The organism is Aquimarina agarivorans (assembly GCF_000218485.1).
GTDB classification, from domain to species: Bacteria; Bacteroidota; Bacteroidia; order Flavobacteriales; family Flavobacteriaceae; genus Aquimarina; species Aquimarina agarivorans.
In genome coordinates this window covers 1-20,258 of the sequence record NZ_AFPB01000179.1, presented here as the reverse complement: position 1 = coordinate 20,258, position 20,258 = coordinate 1, and the positions used below count along the sequence as shown (strand labels likewise).

19 protein-coding genes are annotated in these 20,258 nt (G+C 32.9%); 2 read left to right on the top strand and 17 right to left on the bottom strand.

What is annotated here, in order from left to right:
* Positions 1-108 precede the first annotated feature (108 nt).
* The 4 genes from GMC_RS0117185 to gldB all read right to left on the bottom strand — a co-directional run bounded on the left by GMC_RS0117185 (position 109) and on the right by gldB (position 3,261).
* Positions 109-1,134, bottom strand: a complete 1,026-nt coding sequence (locus GMC_RS0117185) for a LamG domain-containing protein (RefSeq protein ID WP_010523319.1) — start codon at positions 1,132-1,134, stop codon at positions 109-111.
* A gap of 444 nt (positions 1,135-1,578) precedes the next feature.
* On the bottom strand, positions 1,579-1,932 hold the full coding sequence (locus GMC_RS0117180) for a hypothetical protein (protein WP_010523318.1): 354 nt from the start codon (positions 1,930-1,932) through the stop codon (positions 1,579-1,581).
* Between the two features lie 8 nt (positions 1,933-1,940).
* Positions 1,941-2,276 (bottom strand): gliding motility protein GldC, encoded by a 336-nt coding sequence (gene gldC, locus GMC_RS0117175; protein ID WP_010523317.1) that lies wholly within the window; start codon positions 2,274-2,276, stop codon positions 1,941-1,943.
* Between the two features lie 10 nt (positions 2,277-2,286).
* Positions 2,287-3,261 carry a gliding motility lipoprotein GldB gene (gene gldB / locus GMC_RS0117170; protein WP_029489879.1) on the bottom strand — a complete coding sequence of 325 codons (975 nt, stop codon included), beginning with the start codon at positions 3,259-3,261 and terminating at the stop codon, positions 2,287-2,289.
* 169 nt (positions 3,262-3,430) lie between these two features.
* Here gldB and nadE point away from each other — a divergent pair, with 169 nt between their 5' ends.
* Positions 3,431-4,219 (top strand): NAD(+) synthase, encoded by a 789-nt coding sequence (gene nadE, locus GMC_RS0117165; protein ID WP_010523315.1) that lies wholly within the window; start codon positions 3,431-3,433, stop codon positions 4,217-4,219.
* Between the two features lie 101 nt (positions 4,220-4,320).
* On the top strand, positions 4,321-4,950 hold the full coding sequence (locus GMC_RS0117160) for a LuxR C-terminal-related transcriptional regulator (protein WP_010523314.1): 630 nt from the start codon (positions 4,321-4,323) through the stop codon (positions 4,948-4,950).
* A 1-nt stretch (position 4,951) separates the two neighbouring features.
* On the opposite strand, the gene dnaG is transcribed toward GMC_RS0117160, so the two are convergent.
* The 13 genes from dnaG to uppS all read right to left on the bottom strand — a co-directional run bounded on the left by dnaG (position 4,952) and on the right by uppS (position 20,058).
* A complete protein-coding gene (gene dnaG, locus GMC_RS0117155; protein WP_010523313.1) occupies positions 4,952-6,991 on the bottom strand; it encodes a DNA primase in 2,040 nt (679 codons plus the stop codon).
* Positions 6,992-7,000: 9 nt separating this feature from the next.
* Positions 7,001-7,981, bottom strand: a complete 981-nt coding sequence (locus GMC_RS0117150; RefSeq protein WP_010523312.1) for a polyprenyl synthetase family protein — start codon at positions 7,979-7,981, stop codon at positions 7,001-7,003.
* A 92-nt stretch (positions 7,982-8,073) separates the two neighbouring features.
* Positions 8,074-8,793 (bottom strand): hypothetical protein, encoded by a 720-nt coding sequence (locus GMC_RS0117145; RefSeq protein ID WP_010523311.1) that lies wholly within the window; start codon positions 8,791-8,793, stop codon positions 8,074-8,076.
* 2 nt (positions 8,794-8,795) lie between these two features.
* Positions 8,796-9,656: a mechanosensitive ion channel family protein gene (locus GMC_RS0117140; RefSeq protein WP_010523310.1), complete on the bottom strand. Its 861-nt coding sequence runs from the start codon at positions 9,654-9,656 to the stop codon at positions 8,796-8,798.
* A 125-nt stretch (positions 9,657-9,781) separates the two neighbouring features.
* Complete coding sequence (locus GMC_RS0117135; protein WP_010523309.1) at positions 9,782-11,899, bottom strand: thioredoxin domain-containing protein; 2,118 nt, start codon at positions 11,897-11,899, stop codon at positions 9,782-9,784.
* 193 nt (positions 11,900-12,092) lie between these two features.
* Positions 12,093-12,296: a dodecin family protein gene (locus GMC_RS0117130; RefSeq protein WP_010523308.1), complete on the bottom strand. Its 204-nt coding sequence runs from the start codon at positions 12,294-12,296 to the stop codon at positions 12,093-12,095.
* 113 nt (positions 12,297-12,409) lie between these two features.
* A complete protein-coding gene (locus GMC_RS0117125; RefSeq protein ID WP_010523307.1) occupies positions 12,410-13,336 on the bottom strand; it encodes a NifU family protein in 927 nt (308 codons plus the stop codon).
* Positions 13,337-13,462: 126 nt separating this feature from the next.
* Positions 13,463-13,696, bottom strand: coding sequence for a hypothetical protein (locus tag GMC_RS0117120; protein WP_138940667.1), 234 nt, complete (start codon positions 13,694-13,696; stop codon positions 13,463-13,465).
* Between the two features lie 118 nt (positions 13,697-13,814).
* Positions 13,815-14,609: a glutamate racemase gene (gene murI / locus GMC_RS0117115; RefSeq protein WP_010523305.1), complete on the bottom strand. Its 795-nt coding sequence runs from the start codon at positions 14,607-14,609 to the stop codon at positions 13,815-13,817.
* 701 nt (positions 14,610-15,310) lie between these two features.
* Positions 15,311-15,823, bottom strand: coding sequence for an OmpH/Skp family outer membrane protein (locus GMC_RS0117105; RefSeq protein WP_010523304.1), 513 nt, complete (start codon positions 15,821-15,823; stop codon positions 15,311-15,313).
* Positions 15,824-15,861: 38 nt separating this feature from the next.
* Positions 15,862-16,650, bottom strand: coding sequence for an OmpH/Skp family outer membrane protein (locus GMC_RS0117100; protein ID WP_010523303.1), 789 nt, complete (start codon positions 16,648-16,650; stop codon positions 15,862-15,864).
* Between the two features lie 41 nt (positions 16,651-16,691).
* The gene (locus tag GMC_RS0117095; protein WP_010523302.1) at positions 16,692-19,349 is read right to left on the bottom strand and encodes a BamA/OMP85 family outer membrane protein; all 2,658 of its coding nucleotides are present in this window, start codon (positions 19,347-19,349) and stop codon (positions 16,692-16,694) included.
* Positions 19,321-20,058, bottom strand: coding sequence for an undecaprenyl pyrophosphate synthase (uppS, locus tag GMC_RS0117090; protein WP_010523301.1), 738 nt, complete (start codon positions 20,056-20,058; stop codon positions 19,321-19,323). Before uppS ends, GMC_RS0117095 begins: the two co-directional genes overlap by 29 nt.
* Positions 20,059-20,258 lie beyond the last annotated feature (200 nt).

Genomic DNA, 20,258 nt, shown 5'->3' with positions numbered 1-20,258 from the left:
GAAGTTTAAGAGACGAATGTATTGTTTAGATTTTAAAAACAACACAAAAGAAAAGTGATTCGTATTAAAATACAAACCACCTTAATAAATTTTCTAGTGTGTTAATTACTATTCATCAGTTAATTTATAAGTATGAATCCAATCAACTCTCATAGTATTTATAGTTTTATCAGATAAGTCCGATTTTGGAGGCAATCCTCCAAGCCAAGGCTGATCAACTGTCCATAAATCCCATATAATATTTAAATTTCTCGTAAACGCCCTGCCTTCAATAAACGGTTCGTTGTCAAAACGCTGCTCGCCAAACACAACACTACCAGCTTCTTCTCCATTTAAATAAAACTGTGCATTTTTGGCATCCTTCCACCATACACCAAACACATGATACTCCTCATTCCACTTTACTCCTTTTAATGGATTTGCATCTGACAGAGCTCTATTATCAAAATTACCATGATTCCTTACTTCTTTAGGACTTGCAGCTGAATTTACCTGGAAATATTGAGAATTCATTTGCCACGGAAAATCTGGTTGACAGTTACAAGAGGGTTTTGAATTATTTTCAATGACATCAATTTCATCACGATCATCAATATTTCCATTATTTAACCAAAAAGTATTATAGGCAGAAATATGTGCTGTTTTTATTTTTGATTCCGTGTACATTGGATAATTTATTTGCGCTCTGGATTGCACTCGAGAAGTTCTAAACCATCTTCCATCAGGATTTGTATTATCTAATGTAGCCATAATCCATAATCTACCATCAGAAACTCCTGAATTTTGCGCCACCATTTGAACAGGAACCCCATAATTCCACAAAGGTTTAAACCATTTATCGGTATCAAAAGTGCCGTTAAATTCATCTGTAAGTTCTGGTACAATTTCCCATTTTTTACCCTCGGGTGGTGTTGGAATATCAAAAACAACATCTATAGGTTCAACTGTTTCTGGTATTGGCTGAGGTATTTCCTCTGGTTCTGTCATGGAACCCTCTTCCTCAGGGTCGGGGTTTGATTTTTCCTCACCAGAATCAATAACCTCTGGGCTTGGTTGTCTAGGAGGTGGCGTACTATCATCGTTAGAACAGGAATATCCAAAAATACATAAAAATAATATTGCGATTTTTTTCATAAAGTTAAATTGTGTGTACTAGTTATTAAAAAAATTACTTTAACGTTTTCGAATTTAATTATTTTGCTTGTAACATAAACAAAAATCCACTTGAAATTAAATAAGAATTATTAATGAATATTATTAATAGTTAATTAGACGCCAATCTTTTAACTTGATTACAGATTCGTTTTATAGATTAAAAAAGTATCGCACTTGAAAATTGGATTATAACGGTTCTGATTTTAAATTACTCAAATAAAAGTTAGGCGTTTTTTGTTTAATCAAGAAAGCATAAGCATAACCTTATGCTACTATATGGTGTCCAATTTAAAATATCAAACAAAAGAGAACCGTTATAAATGGGAAATTTAACTTCAGAAACGGTAATAAGTCAAATACATAAAATTAAATACTAACCAAGATCGTCCGAAAGAAGTAGAAAAATAACCTATTGCAATGAATTCATATACTTTGAAGCTTAAAAATAAGTTCTTCAACAGTGTTTAATTTAGCTAATGCATCCGAAGAAATTACCTCCACTAATTTAGTTTTACCTTTATTCATGGAAAAAATAACTGGATAGGTTATATTTTTATTTAGAAAACGTTTTTCAAATTCATCCTTGTAAATAAATTCCATTGGTAATTTTGCTGATGCACTAAATGATTTCCAATTATCCGTTTCGCCAAAGTTACCGTGAGTTAATGCGCAAAGACTACATGCATAAGTATTTGGACTTAAAATTTTATGCGCTAAATCTATTTTTTTACTCCAAAAATCAGAAGAAGCTTTGTATACAAACAGCAAACTATCCATAAGTAAGTTTACTTTTTTAAGTCCAATTTATCCGCAAAATAATCTGTAAAATCTTTCATGGTTTCTGCCATTTTTACATCTTGGGTAGCACGCTGATAAGTATCCGTCATTGCTACTAGTGTTTGATGAAAAAAAAGTTTCATTTCATCGACAGGCATATCTTTAGTCCATAAATCAATTCGCAGGCTTTCCTTAGCTTTAGAATCCCAAACTGAAAGCATAAAGGCTTTTGCCTTTTCATTAGTAACGCCACCATCTTGAGCTGTCCATGAAAGCGCTTCAGGCACTTTATTTTCATCAAGTCCTACTTTAATTTTTATTTCAGAAGTATGCTTAACTGCCATTGTAAATTGATTATTTTTTTGGTTTGTATCTGGACTTTTCAAAAATAGTTTTGCTGTCTATTTCCATAAGTTGCTGCAAAGATACATTGTTCTCTTCCATGAATGCAAGAACTATTTGGTAACCTATATATTCTCCAACCCTATCTGGCGCTTGTTGATCTATGGTTAGATAAAATTTAGAAAATGGAGCAGGATATATGAAACGTGGTAATAAATCCTTATCAGTATTAAAAAGCATTTCTTTTTCTATAAAATAGCGCCAAATAAATGCTTCATTTTCTTTAAGCCAATTCATTTCATTTTCGGTATACCCCAAAATAGTATTTAAATCTTCTTTTGGTAGTAGTTTATGCAATAGCAACCTTCGCTTCCCAAATAAAATCATCTGACTTAATAAATCGCGTCCATCTGCTCTTGGTATCACTTTTCTGGCGTAAGCCATGGCTATGTTTGGTAAAAGCTGTGATGGCTCAAAATCATCTTTTATATATTTCGAAATATCCTCATAAAAGTAATGTTCCTTTCCTAAATAAGTATCTAACGATAGTAAAAGCAACTCTTTTCGGAGTATAATGTTGTTTTTATAATCTACATCTGAAATTAAAGTAACAATCCTTGGAACTTTTATCGATGGATAATAATAGATTAAATGTTTATAAAATAAAGTTAAATCAGATTTTAAATTGTTAAGGTCTGGAAATACATTTTTTACCTCTCTTACTAATTCCTGCTGTAAAGTGTCTTTAGATTTTTTTAACCAGAATTTATCCTCAAAACCTGTAGGAAATAAAAACGGGTAAGTTTTTTTTAGAGTAACTAGCTTATTTTCATTTAAATTCATAAAATCCTGATCAAAACGCTCGATACTAACTTCAACGTCAATTGAAGAAATTTCTGCAGGTATTTGATAGCCATTTTTGCAGCTAAAAAAAAACAGATTTCCTAAACTTAATAGAAATAGTTTGAAAAAAATTGGATACTTCATCATATACATTTCACAAAAATAAACAAACATTAATAGTACACTTTATTTAATGTCTCTTTTTCGTTACTTTTATGAAAATGAACTTTTCTTTTTGAAAAAAATTATAGTTTAAACCGAAATTCAATAAAGTAATTTTTGCAATAACATATCCTGATAAAATAATAACCTAATGAAAACTGAAAAAGTAATTGATCACATTGTAGACTGGTTAAAAGATTATGCTACAAACGCAAACATTAAAGGGTTTGTTGTTGGGGTTAGCGGTGGAATTGACAGTGCATTAACCTCCACACTATGTGCAAAGACTGGGCTGAGTACGATTTGTGTGGAAATGCCAATCCACCAAGCCGAAATCCAAGTTACTCGTGCTCAGGAACATATCACCCAGTTAAAGCAGCGATTTGCTAACGTAAGTAACGAACGTGTTGACTTAACACCTGTATTTGAAGGGCTTAAAAAACAAGTTCCGGATGTTTCACCAAGTGCTCAACTTGACCTTTCATTAGCCAATACCCGAGCAAGAATTCGTATGACTACGCTATATTATTTTGCCGGTTTGTACGGCTACTTAGTAGCTGGAACTGGAAATAAAGTAGAAGATTTTGGCGTTGGATTTTACACAAAATACGGAGATGGTGGTGTAGATTTAAGCCCAATTGCCGATTTAATGAAAAGCGAAGTTTATGAACTTGCCGCAGCATTAAATGTTCCTGAATCCATCCAAAATGCAGCTCCCACTGATGGACTTTTTGGTGATAGCCGAAGTGATGAGGATCAAATTGGCGCTAGTTATGATGAACTTGAATGGGCAATGACCCAGCAAGATGCTGGTAAGCATTTTGACGATTTTTCTGGCAGAAAACAGGAAGTTTTTAAAATTTACCACCGACTAAATACGGTAAACCAGCATAAAATGCAGCCAATTCCTGTCTGTAATATACCTCTTGACCTAAAATAATGTCTTTTTATCGAAACTTGGGTGTAAAAACTTTTTTCAATTGCTTTTCTCAATAGTTTTACATCACACAAAATCAGTCACAATCATCAATAAAAATTGTTATGAAAGTATTAGTAGCAGATCATCACCCAATAACTCGTAAAGGGATTTTAGAGGCATTATTCAACAATGCAAACGATGTTCGATTATTACCTGCACTTATAGATGGAAAGAATTTGTTTAAAGTGATAAGGAAGGAAATGCCGAATATTGTTTTTTTGGAATTGGATTTACCAAATTCAAATGGACTCCAGACCATCAAGGAAATAAAAAATAGATTTAAAGGGGTTAAGGTTTTTGTTTTTAGTCATCAGCCTGAAGAAATTTATGCATTAAGTACAATTAAATCTGGGGCTTCAGCGTACTTGTGTAAAACAGCATCTATTGAAACTTTAAAATTTGCTTTTGATAGAGTTGCTCGTGGAGGTATTTACTTAAACGAAAGATTAAGTGACCAATTAAATAACAGAAGTTATAGAGGTTCACAATTTAACACATTTAAAAAGTTATCTACAAGAGAGGTGGAAGTATTGAACTTACTATCAGCTGGCAGAAGAAACAAAGAAATTGCTAATAAATTAGATATCAACGAAAAAACAGTAAGTACTTACAAAACTAGACTGTTAAAAAAATTAAAAGTTGACAACCTTGCCGACTTAATCCATCAATCACGAATTTTACACATTTGCTAAATTAAATCACTCGATTTAATTTTTCCGAAATCACTCGTTTTAAATTTTGATATTCAATGACTTCTGACAAGTCCTCTTGAATATCAGATTTTGAATCGGGTGTTTTATTTTTTATACCATTCATTAAATCCAGAATTTTAAGATCGACTAGTTGTCTTCTTAAATTTAAGATGACATCGTTTACGTACTGAACTATACTTGTCTTTTTTTGCTTTACATATATTTCGTTACGCTCCCAATCATCTAAAGCGTATTTTTCTTCTTCCATTAAAATATCAGTAATTTCCGAGGAAAGTTCTGGCGTTAACATTTGCAAAAACATATCGATCCTAAACTGATCTTCGGAATTCAAGCTTTCAATTAAAATTCCATATACTTTTTGAAAACTAGGATGCGTAAATTCAATTTCATCCATTTGCAAATCCAAAAATATTTTTTGGTACACCTTTTTAGTCTGCTCTACTGGAACAATTTCCAACTCCTCATCTTCATTACGTTGGTAAATTAACTCCGTAAACACCTCTTCTTCCTGCCCATAAAGTAATAAAATCCCAATAATAGAACGCTCTAACCGAAACAGCACATTTACTTTAGTTTGAGTTTCAGCAGACTCCATATTATTTAAAAACACTTCCATTGGAGGTTCATTGGGATCTACCCCTGGAGGAGTTTTGGCTTTAGCTAACTTACTTACATCCCTTGCTGCTTGTTGTTTTGCCTTTTTAATATTTTCTTTTTCCGCAGCTGCTAAAAGTTGAGCCAGAGTCGTAAACAAAACTCCTTCCGAAATTTGCATTATCGATGCACACTCCCTTACATACACCTCGTGCTTTATTACATCAGGAATTTTGGCTATACTCGCAACCATATTGCGGATCAGTTCCGCCTTTTTAATTGGGTCATTAGCTGCTTCTTCTTGTAATAAACTTGCCTTAAAACGTATAAAATCCTGCTGATGCTCGTTTAAATAAGCTTGAAGACTTTCTTTAGTATGCTTTTTTGCAAAACTATCTGGATCTTCTCCATCAGGAAACGTACACACGCGTACATTCATGCCCTGCTCTAAAATAAGGTCAATTCCCCGTATAGCAGCGCGCATACCTGCCGCATCACCGTCAAATAACACTGTAATATTAGGTGATAATCGATTAATTAATCGGATTTGATCCGAAGTTAATGCCGTACCTGATGACGAAACTACGTTAGTGATACCTGTTTGATGAAATTGAATAACGTCCGTATACCCCTCTACTAAATAGCAATTATTCTTCTTTGTAATGGCTTGTTTAGCAAAATAAATACCGTAAAGCACTTTGCTTTTGTGGTAAATATCACTCTCAGGAGAGTTTAAATACTTTGCTGCTTTAGCTTTGTTAACCAACAAACGACCTCCAAATCCAAGCACCCTACCCGACATGGAATGAATCGGAAACATGACTCGACCTTTAAATCGATCAAATTGTTTTTGTTCTTTTACGATACTTAAACCCGTACTTTCTAAATATTTGAGCAAGTAGCCTTTACTAATTGCGGTTTTGGTAAATGCATCCCAGGCATCAGGGGAATATCCTAGTTGAAATTTTTCTATAGTTTCAATGGTAAAGCCACGCTCTTTAAAATAGGTTAATGCAATTGCTTTTCCAGTTTCCGTTTTATGTAATTGCTCCTGAAAGTAAATATTAGCGTAATCACTCACTAAATACATGCTTTCTCTTTCGCTAGCTTGTTGCTTTTGCTCATCCGACTGTTCCGTTTCCTGAATTTCAATCCCGTAACGTTTTGCCAAATGTTTAATCGCCTCCGGATAATTGTAATGCTCATGCTCCATTAAAAAAGCAATTACATTCCCTCCTTTCCCGCTACTAAAGTCTTTCCAAATTTGCTTTACCGGAGACACCATAAATGAAGGAGACTTTTCATCCGAAAAAGGACTTAGTCCCTTAAAGTTACTCCCTGCTTTTTTTAGCTGCACATAATCCCCTATCACTTCCTCCAAACGAGCAGCTTCATAAACAGCATTTATGGTTTCTTTTGCAATCAAAATGTACTATTATTTCTTACGATCAATAACGTAATTAACCATCAATTCAAGTGCATCCCTATAATCTGAGTTGGCATATTGTTGCAGCATCTGCAATGCTTCTTTTTTAAAATAAAGCATCTTTGATTCCGCATATTCTAGCCCGCCCAAATCTTTTACTTTTTGGATCACTTGCTTAACGCGAAGTTTATTTTTATTATGATTTTTAACCGAATTAATAAGCCAATTCCTATCCTTACTATCCGCTTTATTTAGGGCGTGTATTAAAGGTAAAGTCATTTTTTGTTCCTTAATATCAATTCCCGTCGGTTTACCAATAGCCGTATCCCCATAATCAAACAAATCATCTTTAATTTGGAATGCCATTCCTATCAGCTCCCCAAACTTGCGCATTTTTTCAACATGCTCAGTATTTGGTTGAACTGATGCCGCCCCCAAACTACAACATGCTGCAATTAAGGTAGCTGTTTTTTGACGTATGATATCATAGTATACATCTTCTGAAATATCCAACTTTCTTGCTTTTTCTATTTGCAACAATTCACCTTCGCTCATTTCACGCACGGCCACTGAAATGATTTTAAGCAAGTCAAAATCTTCATTATCAATAGAAAGCAGTAATCCTTTTGAAAGTAAGTAGTCTCCTACTAAAACAGCTATCTTATTTTTCCATAAAGCATTTATTGAAAAAAAACCACGCCGCATGTTAGAATCATCCACTACATCATCATGCACTAGCGTAGCTGTATGTATTAATTCGATTACAGAGGCTCCGCGAAAAGTACGTTCGTTAACCATTTTGTTTTCAGAAAGCATTTTTGCTACTAAAAAAACAAACATAGGTCGCATTTGCTTTCCTTTTCTGTTAACAATATAATGTGTAATTCGATTGAGCAAAGCCACCTTGGAACTCATTGAATTTGAAAACTTTTGTTCAAAAGTTTCCATTTCATTTAAAATTGGGGCTTTTATTTGCTCTACTACCTTCATAAATAAGAGTCGCTAAGATAGTTGTTTTTAACGTTTATTGCATTAACAATTACCTACTTCTGACGTGTATTTTTTTATGCCCAGTCAAGCATCTAACTACTACACGGCAGTAAGGAAGCATCATAGTCCATTTTTACTTGTTTTAATGTTTTTTTATAAATAGACTCAAAATTACTGAAATCCTGACTCCATAATTTCTCAAATTTTGAAAACGAATAATTTTGCAGTAAAAAATCTACCAATTTTACAGAATAACTTGTATCAGCCGTAGTAAAATCATATTTCTTCTGAACGTTACTATTTAGTGTCAATTTACTTTCCGTGCACCCTTTAAAATTGTAAATATTCGCCACACAGTTAGTATTCGTTATATAGTTCCCCATAAAATCAGCACTTTTCTCAGTTTGAATCAAATGGTATTCCATATGTGACAGCAACTTATTGAGCTGATGCCCTCCCAACTTTCTTTCTGGTTTCAAAACGATATACGTAGTAGACTTATAAATAGCAGCTGCATCATTATTAATTTTATAAAAATGATGCACTGCTTTATTTTGCTTATTCAAATAACTTATCGAAAGGCTATCCGTAAATTTAGATACTTCAATAAATTTAACTTCACTACCATTATTTTTAATTTGACCAATAGTATCTTTTACAAAATTCTCATAAGTGACTTTCTCAGAAAAATTTTGCTTTAATAGGGTTATATCTTTAGTAAGTAAAAATTTATCCTTGTTTGTATTACACGAAAAAAGCAATACAACAACAATAAACGCTACTCCAAAATTGAAAATACGTTGTAATACCATGATTATGCTTGGTTGTACACATGAATATCACGTTGAGGAAATGGAATAGAAATATCATTAGCCTCCAGCCTTGCTTTAGCTTCTTCCAAAACGTAAAAATTAAGTTTCCAGTAATTTGTATTTTCTGCTGAAAATCGCAACGATAAATCCACCGAACTATCACCTAAATTAGCCACTACTACCTCAGGAGCTGGTTCTTTTAAGGTAAACTCATGCGATGTTACAATATCCAATAATATATCTTTTGCTTTTTTGATATCACTATCATAAGAAACTCCAATGGTCATAAAATTACGACGTGTAGGCTCAGCATTAAAGTTTTTTATAGTATCATTTGAAAGCTTTCCGTTAGGAATAATGGCTTGTTGATTTCCTGGAGTATTTAAAATTGTGGTAAAAATTGAAATTGATTTTACCGTTCCCATTTGCCCTTGAGCTTCAATAAAATCCCCCACTTTAAAAGGCTTAAACAGTAATATCAAAACACCTCCTGCGAAATTGGAAAGCGAGCCTTGCAATGCCAAACCTATTGCCAAACCAGCGGCTCCTAAAATAGCTAATAACGAACTGGATTGCACCCCAAGTTGCGTAATAACCATTATAAACAGCATTACTTTAAGCCCCCAATTAATTAAGTCGGCAATAAACTTTTCCAAAGTAATATCGTAGTCCTTGCGTGCAAAAAACTTACGGATTACCTTATTTATAAATTTTATAACCCATAAACCTAAAACTAAAATAAGCAATGCGGCTACAATTTTTGGTAGATAACTCATTGTTGATACTACTAGTTTGTCAATTGTTTCCTTACTGATTTCATATCCAAAAAGTGAAAAATTAGAAAAAGGCATCATTTGTATCATAATTGAGTTTTTAGGTCAAATATATAGTTAATTACAACTTTCAAACGACTCAAATCCTAAAATATTTAACGCTAATATTACGATACTATTAATTTTTAATTAATGATTTTCTTATCTTTCAACAACTACTTTTCATTCAACAAATTAAAAGCTTCCGACACCTCTGTTACTGGATATTTACACGCATTATTTACACAAATAAAAATATGCGTGTCAGTATCACTAAATCTATTAAGCAACAACGGCTGAGTGGATGCTGTAGCGCTACCTGCCATAATTTTATTTGGATAATATTTTTGCTGTACAGCCACCCGTTTTTCTTCTGCAGCAGCGCCAATAATAACTACTTCATAAAAATCATCAGTAAAATTTAGCATTAAATCCAACCAGTTGGAATAACCACTTGGATATTCAGTAATGTTTGTTTGGATATTGTGCAGCATTTTACGTGAACGTACTAAATAATCTTTATTAGAATAGTAATGAGACAAGTGGTACAGATTTTTAGCCATAATGGAATTTGAGGCCGGAATAACATTATCCGATGATTCTATATTACGAGTAACCAACGCTGCGTCTTCATCAGAGGTAAAAAAGTACATTTCGCTTGCACTATCATAAAAGTGAGTATGTACGTAATCGATCATTTTTTTGGATAAATCCAACCATTGTTGATCAAAAGTTACCTGATATAATGCAATAAATGCCTCAATAGTAGCGGCATAATCTTCCAAGTAACCATTTATAGTACTTTTTCCGTTTTTATAGTTATGCATTAATTGTCCACTCCCTTTCAATTGCTTGGTCTTAATAAACTCAGCATTAGCTAAGGCTGCTTTCAAAAATTTAGCATTATCAAAAACACGATAGGCATCAGCATATCCTTTAAGCATTAGCGCGTTCCATGAGGTTAGTGTTTTATCATCCAAACGTGGGCGCTCTCTTTTTGAGCGTATGCCTAGCAATAATTGTTTCCACTTTTTTTGCTTTTGCAAGAAGGCATCCATTTCCATTTCATGCTTTTCAACAAAATTAGCATCACTTTCCTTCCTTATCAGCACATAATTATTATGCTCCCATAAGCCGTATGTATTGATATTATAATAGTCTTTAAAAAGCGGAAAGTCTTCCCCTAAAGCAGTTTCCAATGCGGGCTTTTGCCATACATAGAAAGCCCCTTCCTCTAGTTTTCCTGACGGGGTTAAACTATCTGCATCAAGTGAAGAATAAAATGCCCCCTCATCGTTTGTCAATTCCCGCGCTACAAAATCTAAAGTTTCATAAACTACTTGCTTATACCAGTCGTTTTTAGTAATTAAATAAGCATCAGAATATAAGCTCACTAACTGCGCATTGTCATATAACATTTTTTCAAAATGAGGTACGTGCCATTTTTCATCGGTAGAATACCTTGCAAATCCCCCCCCAACATGATCATAAACTCCTCCGTAGGATATTTGATTTAATGTAGTAATTACGTATTCTTTTAATTTCTCATTAGCACTTTGATGCGCGTAACGCAGCAAAAAATGATAGTTATTAGGCATCATAAATTTAGGCGCATAATCTAGCCCCCCTTTTTTATAATCAAACTTTTTTGCCCAATTAGCTACTGCATTTTCTATAGTATCTTTTTCAAATATAAGTGTATTAGGATTTGGCTTTACTAAACTAACGGACTGGATACCTTCGGTCAATTTTGTAGCATATTCTTCCAATTTAGCTGGATTATCCTCGTAAATTTTTTGAATTTGCTTTAATGCTCCCATCCATTCATCTTTAGGAAAATAAGTACCGCCCCACACAGGCCTACCATCGGGTAGCGCTATGACATTGAGCGGCCAACCACCGCGTCCAGTCATTAATTGTACCGCGCTCATATATACTTGATCAATATCTGGACGCTCTTCGCGGTCTATTTTTATGTTAACAAAATTAGTATTCATTACAGCAGCAACGGTAGAATCCTCAAAACTTTCGTGTTCCATTACATGGCACCAATGACATGCAGCATAACCAACGCTTATTAGTAGTAGTTTTTTCTTTTCTTTGGCTTCATTCAACGTTTCTGGATGCCAAGCTTTCCAATTGACAGGATTATGAGCATGTTGTAATAAATAAGGGCTGGTTTCATGAATTAAATCATTGGTAAACTCATGCTTTTCCATAGTTGTATCTTTTTGAGAATTGCAGCTAACAAGTATTCCTAAACAAATAGCAGCTAAAAAAAATCGTACTAACATAGATTTCTTTATTTAGAATAAGATATAAAAATATAAAAGCATACTGACATAGTCAGTATGCTTTTATATTATTTGAAAAATACTATAAGTTAACTAAATATTATTTCAAATAAGAAATGTTATATACCATTTACTTACTCAATTTGCTAGTAAAAATTTTTTTGATACTAACCACTTGAATACGACCTTGGCTTTATTTTACTTCAAAAGTAATTTTAACATTTACTCTGAATTCTTTAACCTCACCATCATCATCAACTGTGGCATTTTGTTCATTCACATAAACTGAACGAATATTTTTTACTGATTTTGAGGCGTGTTTTACTGCCTTACGTGTTGCATCTTCCCAACTTTTATCTGAGTTTGCTAAAACTTCAATAACTTTTAATACTGCCATAATTTTTTATATTTTTAAAAGAATTAATAAAATAATTGATTAATAATTAAAAGTATGACAATAATTACGCTATAACAAGTTCATATCACAAAAATTTTAACCACAACAATAGTTTAGCCATTTATAGCTTCTACTGAAGCTATTTTTCCAGGCAACATTTCTTTCAGCATATTTTCGATTCCATTTTTTAATGTAAAAGTAGAAGATGGGCATCCGCTGCATGCTCCTTGTAATATAACCGCTACCTTTTGGGTAGAAGGATCGTACTCCTGAAATTGAATATTTCCACCATCGCTGGCTACCGCAGGCTTAACATACTCATCAATAATTGTAATGATTTGCTTTGAAACTTCATCCAGATTTTCATCCATTACCGAAGGTGATGCATTGTTGTCTACCGATGTAGCTTCTGTAGAAGCTGAATTTTTAAAATACGCTTCATCTACCACATCCTTTCCTTGCTCCAGGTAGTCTCGTAAAAATTCACGAATTTCATTTGAAATGTCATTCCACTCCACTCGTTCATATTTGGTAATGGAAACGTAATTATCATCTAAAAACACCTCCTTAACAAATGGAAAATTAAACAAAGCTGTAGGCAAGGGTGCATTTATGGCTTCATCTATATTTTTGAATTCTAAAGTTTGAAGTACTAATTTTTTATTTGCTACAAATTTTTGCACCGAAGGATTTGGTGTACTTTCCGCATACACGGTAACAGGTACTTTTTTTGGAGCCGCATCTGCAGCTTCAATAACAGACCTTCCTTCATTTAAATACGCTTCTATTTGAGCTGCAACCTCTCTTTGCACATCAGCCCATTCAACAATATCATATTTATTAATAGCTACAAAGTTTTGTGCAATAAAAATTTGCTTAACAAAAGGCAAATGAAACAATTGTTGCGCCAATGGAGAAATTTTAGCTTCTTCAATATTTTCAAACTCGTAACTTATATGTTGTGTTAAAAAGTAATTTGCCTCAAATTTGATAATGCTATCATGTGAAGTAGGTACAACTTTTATGCTATATTTTTTCATTGTTATTTAAACTTTATACAAAGTTAATAAATAGACTTTTTAAAATCTTTGCGTTGGTAAATTAATAGTACAAAAAAGCCCGTAAAACTTACGGGCTTACTCACAAACTAACTTCACTAATTTAACTTAAGCTAATACGATTAGCTTTTTTATAAAGGGGGAATCTCTATACAACCATTCAAATGCATAGTAAGATTGGTAAGTAACTTCATTTTTATCTGATTTATTTGCCTTTTGAAGAAAATCATCTTTCAAAATCACCGTATTCAACTCAAGAGACAAATGATTCTTAGTAGCTGTGTTTGCTGCAAATGCTGACATTCCAAAGCCTAAAAACAAAACAAATAAAATTGATTTCATAATCACAAATATTAAGTTACTAACACCCAGTTCCTTACTAAGCATGGTGCAATATAGCGATTATTTTTGCATTTAAACGAATTTTAAAATGTTAAAATTTATAATAGTAAGTAATTTACTACGATGTATAGGTTTTAATAGCCTCAATTTTATAGTTTTTAAAGTGATTTTTAACTATTTCCGCTAATGTATTTGCCTTACTGTTAGTATAAAACATTATTTCACCTACTTTATTTGAAGTATTCGCAATGCACTTCTTCTTCAAAACAACACGTGTTTGTCTAGCCACTGCAGCTCCTGAATCAATTATTTTAACATTCTGAGGTAAAATTTTAGTCAGTAATGGGACTAAAAAAGGATAATGACTACAACCTAACACTAAATAGTCCACGTGATTATGTATCATAGGCTGAATGTATTTTTTTAGCAAAATCTCTAAATTGGGATTATCAAAATCACCTGCCTCAATATATTCTACCAGGCCTTTTCCTATTACTTCAATAATTTCGGTATTTTGCCCGTAACTATCGGACGCTTTTGCAAATAATGCGCTACTCAACGTTCCTTTTGTGGCTAATATGCCAATAGCTTTAGTTTTAGTTCCTAGCGCAGCTGGTTTTATTGCTGGCTCAATTCCTACAAAAGGTACCGAGTAACTACTCCTAAGCTCTGATATTGCATTAGTAGTAGCCGTATTACAAGCAACCACAATTAATTTGCATCCTTTTTTCAGTAAAAACGACACATTTTTTTTACATAAGGCTACAATTTGTTCTGGGTTTTTTTGCCCGTACGGTGCATTGGCACTATCAGCCAAATAAATGATATTTTCATTAGGCAACAGTTTTACTAATTCTTTGAGTATAGAGGTTCCGCCAATCCCTGAATCAAAAACACCAATAGGTTCTTTCATTATATTATTTAATCTTATTTTTAATACTCAAAAATTACTCTTGTTTCAAAATCATCTGATTCCATATATTCTTACCTTTTCAATTAAAATTAAAAGCTTTTATACTTCCAATTTTACAAGTTATACACTACCAACAGTTTATTTACTTTAGTTTTTTATAAGGATCTGTTATATTCAAATTATTGATCACATGAATTTACTGGAACAAAACATCCTTTGTAATTTACCACTTCGTCTTATATGATATGACATTTACCTATAAAATTTCACATCTGTCTCGTTTACATGCCCATTATTCCTTTCAAAAAAATTTAACCAAAGCCATTTATCTTTCAACGCTTAGAGCATAACTATACTAGCTTAGCATATTCGACGATTCCTAATTTAAACTAAGCTGATAACTACGCAATACGAATTTTCAGTAAATCGAAAAAAAAGCGAAACTCATATTGCGTTTGATTTTCATCTGAAAATAAAAAAAAACCATGATCAATACTAAATTTCCATTTAGAGTAGATCTTTTAAATAATACTAATATCTGGGCTTACTTTAATAGCTTCTTTCTCATCCTAACAAGATCTAATTTTTATTTAAGAAATTTAAAATTGGAACCAGTTGTTGACAATATTTTTAAATTTAAATTACAAAAAAAAGGTTGTTCAATTAGAACAACCTTTTAAATTTATTTTTTTTATTACTGGCTACTGAATACCTAATGCACTTTTAACATCATTCATTAAATCATACCCGTCAGCCATAATTACTCCAGTACCTGTAGTAGAATCTAACACATAGTTATATCCTTTTTCACGTGCAACTTTTTGCACTGTAGTTCTTGCTTTTTCAATTACTGGTTTTAATAATTCAACCTCTTTAGTTTGCAAATCTTTTAACGCTTTTTGACGGTATTCAGCAACTGACTTTTCAATTCCCTGTACTTCTTGCGCTCTTTTTAAATTTTCTTCCTGAGTTTTTGTTTTCTCTTCTTGGGTATAAAGCTTTACTTTATTTTGCAACTCAGTCGCCATGGTTTTGAATTCGGCATCGTAAGTTTTTTGTAATTTTTCAAGCTCGCCCATAGCAGCTTTATATTCTGGCATAATATTCACTAATTCTTGAGATGCTATGTGAGCAACTTTAGATTGTGCACTTGCTACATTACTCATTCCAAAAATCAAAGCAACTGCTACTAAAAGTGTTTTTATTTGTTTCATTTTACTAATTTGAATTAATACTTGTTTCTGTTTTAAATTTATTTACTTTTTTTTAAGGCCTGTAACGAATCGCGTTTCTTTTTTCTTACTGCTAACAATTTATTTCGACGCTCCTCGTACTCCTTAATTTTTTGTTGTCTTAATTTATCTCTTTCCGCTTTTTTCTCGGCAATCAAACGCTCTCTTTCTTTCTGCTTTGCTTCTTGCTCTTGCTTACGGGCTTGTAGCTCTTTATCCTGCGCAATAGTATTTCCTTCATCATTTTCTATCTTTCTTTTTTCAGCTTTTGACTGCGCTTGAGTACGTTTTGCCGCTCTTGTTATGTTACGTAATACTAAATCACTTATGTCATATCGATCAGCGGAGTACAACATTACAACATCTGCTGATTTATCAAAAATAAAATCGTATCTTTTTGTTTCAGCAATAGTTTGCACCGCATTAAAAACCTGATCCTGAATTGGCTTTACCAAGCGTTCTTTTTGACGAACTAAATATCCTTGAGGTCCAAAATGCTGCTGTTGATAATCAATTATTTCTTTTTCCTTAAAACGAATGTCTTCTTCCCGCTCCTCAATCAATTCTTTTGTTAGTAATACTTTTTCGTTGGATAATGCTACTTTCATATCTTCAACTTCACTTTGTCTAAGTTCTATTTCAGTTTTCCAGTCTTGAACTTTTTTATCCAATTGGCCTTGGGCTTCTCCATATTCTGCTACATTGTCCAAAATGTAATCCATATCAATATACCCAATTCTTACTCCTTTTTGTGCAAATGTAGCAACGCTTAAAAAACATGCTACTATTGATAAAATTTTTATACGCATCAGTATCTCTCTTTTATTAATTGAAATAATCGTGCCACAAATTAAAATTGTTGCCCTAAAATAAAATGTACTTCCTGTCCGTGTGGCCTTGTTTCGCCTGGTAAAGAATCAAATCCCCAAGCAAAATCAATACCTAACAAGCCAAATGCTGGCATAAATATACGCACACCTGCTCCTGCCGAACGGTTTAATTCAAACGGATTAAATTGTCTAAAATTGTCATAAGCTGCTCCACCTTCAATAAAAGCCAACGCATAAATTGTTGCTGCAGGTTTTAAACTTACAGGATACCTTAGCTCTAAGGTATATTTATTGAATATTGTTGAACCTGCCAGTGCATCAGTGGTTTGGTTGTTTCCAATTACTGTGGCTTGCGAAAATACTCTTCCATCAGGATATCCACGAAGTGCTACATTTTCAATTGAAGCTAAGCCGTTGTTTCCTCCAAGACCACTTCCTCCCAATTGAAAGCGTTCAAATGGTATTACCCCCCTATCTTGATTATAGGCGCCAAGGAAACCAAATTCAAAAGCTGAGCGTAGTACTAATTTTTTTGGTAGGCTTGTATACCAATCACCAGCAAACTTTAGTTTATAATATTCTAAAAACTTAAAACGTTCCTGATCAATTTCGGCAATACGATTATTGACAACTTGAGATGCTGCACCAGATTGTGCTAATTGCTGTTGAGATGCTATTAACTGCCCTCTTTCATCTCTTAATGCCTTCCAATCAGTGTTGCCAAACCATGAATATGGTAAACTGGCTTTAGCTGTAAATGAAAATTTTGAACCTGCTACTGGAAAAATTGGACTAATACTGGTGTTATCCCTACTTAAACCAAACGTGTAAGTCAGATCATTCGCGTTCCCGTTATCGAAAGAAAATGAACGAAATCCGAAATTATTTAAATTATAATGCCTGAATCCAATAGCTTGCGATAGGGTAAAATAATCATCTGGCCATCGTAAACGTTTAGCTATACCAATACTACCCCCAGTTAACAAAAAGCTTTGATTCTTATCCACTTCACGCGTTTGAAAATTGAACTGAAATTGCTTGATGTGCGAAAATGATACTGACAATTGATATGGTCGTTTTCCTCCTAACCATGGCTCTACAAACGACAAACTGTATCTTCTTGAATTTTGTGCTGCTTGCGCACGAATAGCTAAACTTTGTCCGTCTCCTGAAGGTAGTGGGCGATACGATTCTTTATTAAAAATATTTCCAATAGAAAAATTATTAAAACGAAGTCCTAAAGTTCCAATAAAACCAGTAGCTCCAAATCCTCCTTGTAATTCAAATTGACTAGCTCCTTTTTCAACTACCGAATATTCAACATCAACAGTCCCGGAATTTGGATCAGGGTTTTTGATATTTGGTGTTAACTGTTCTGTATCAAAAAAAGTAGTTTGCCCAAGCTCTCTTAATGTTCTTATAATTTTTTCTTTACTGAAAATTTCTCCTGGTCTGGTACGCAAATTACGATGAACAACATGGTCATTTGTTTTGTCGTTTCCAGTTACTGTAATATTATCAAAACGAGTGAGTTTACCCTCAATAATACGCAGTTCAAAATCAATAGTATCATTTTTAACATTTACCTCAACTGGATTTATCCTTGAAAAGAAATATCCATTATTTTGATATAAATTAGTAATATCATCAGCATCGGGCTTGGTATTATCAGCTATACGCTTATCAAGCAAAACACCGTTATACACATCTCCTTTTTTAAGTATTAATTTACGTGCTATTTGTTCATCTGTAAATACACTATTTCCTATAATACTAATATCTCCAAAATAATAACGTCTTCCTTCCTCAACGGTTAATTTCAAATCAATAGTATTGTCGTCTTTTTTTATTATAGAATCGCCAACAATACGCGCATCACGATACCCTTTTTCTTTGTATTTTTCAATGATTTTCTTTTTGTCTTCCTTGTAATCTTCGGCAATATATTTTGAACGTTTCCAAAAACGAAATGGCACTTTCTTTTTTGTCTTTTTCAACAATTTTTTGATTTTAGCATCTGAAAATTTATCATTTCCCTCAACCAAAATATCATTCACTTTTACACGTTCCCCTTTGTCTACGCGAACCAACATATTTACTTCATTAGTTTCTGTAGTATCTTTTACCTCAGTAACATTTACAAGTACTTTAGCGTTTAAAAATCCTTTTTCCTGATAGTTACGACGGATATAGTTTTTAGTAGTAGTAGTTAAATTATCAGTTACTTTTACTCCTTTATTCAGGTTATTATCTTTAATGAACTCCTGATTTTTTGATTTAGTAACCCCCTCAATACGTACTTCTTTTAACACGGGAACTTGTTGGATATTTAATTCAATATCAGCAACTCCATCTTCTACTTTAGTAATATAAAAATTGATATTTTTAAATAAACCCAATTCCCATAATTTTTTTATGGTTTTACTAATTTTGTCACCGGGCAAGTAAATTTCCTGACCTGTTCTTAAACCAGTGTATGTAATAATAGTTTGCTCGTTGTACGTAGTAGATCCTGTAACTTTAATTTTTCCTAGAATATATTTTTTACTTGTTTCAAATGCTGCGTCAGCCTGACTGTAAGCCTGCCCGAAACTTAAAATAAAAAATAAGGTAATTACATACTGAATAGAGGTTGAGTTCAATACTATTTTAGCTAAGCTGCTCACTCGTTTTTCCAAATCGTCGTTCTCTTTGTTGATAATTTAACAATGCTTTATACAGATCTTCTTCTTTAAAATCAGGCCATAATACTGGCGTAAAATACAATTCTGCGTAAGCTATTTGCCACAATAAAAAATTACTTATACGTTGCTCCCCGCTTGTACGAATTAATAAGTCGACATCAGGAATATCATACGTATATAAATGCTTCTTAATAACGTCCTCGGTTATTAAATGTGGCGAAATTAAATTATTTTTTGCTTTTTCAGCTATTTCTTGGACAGTATTTACAAGTTCTTCTCTAGAACCATAACTTAATGCCAATGTTAACACTACTGTATCTAGCTTTTTTGTTTTTTCCATTACCGATAGTAGTTCTTCTTTCGCCTTTTTAGGTAATGCATTTATATTACCTATAACATTTAAACGAATGCCACCTTCAATAAAATTAGATAATTCTCTTTTTAACGATTTAACAAGTAAACGCATTAATGCATCCACTTCCAATTTTGGTCGGTTCCAGTTTTCTGTTGAAAATGCATACAAAGTTAAATACGATATCCCTAGATCGCGACAAGCATCCACAACTCTATTTACTGTTTTTGTACCACTTTCATGTCCTAAAACACGTAAAAGACCTTTATTTTTTGCCCATCGTCCGTTACCATCCATTATAATGGCTACATGCTTTGGGATATTTGTATTTAATTGTTCTTTTATACTCATTATATTATCAATTCCATTGGGTCATTTTCCTGAAAGATTATACATATTATCATTCTAATTCGAATAAACGTATTGGAATGACACTACAAAAGTAAGTTTCCTAAGCAAAAAGGTCACATTTTTTCGTCATTTTTATTAAAAAAAACGAACAAATGTTAAGGTAACCTTATACTTCAACAAGAAAAACTAACTTAATTATA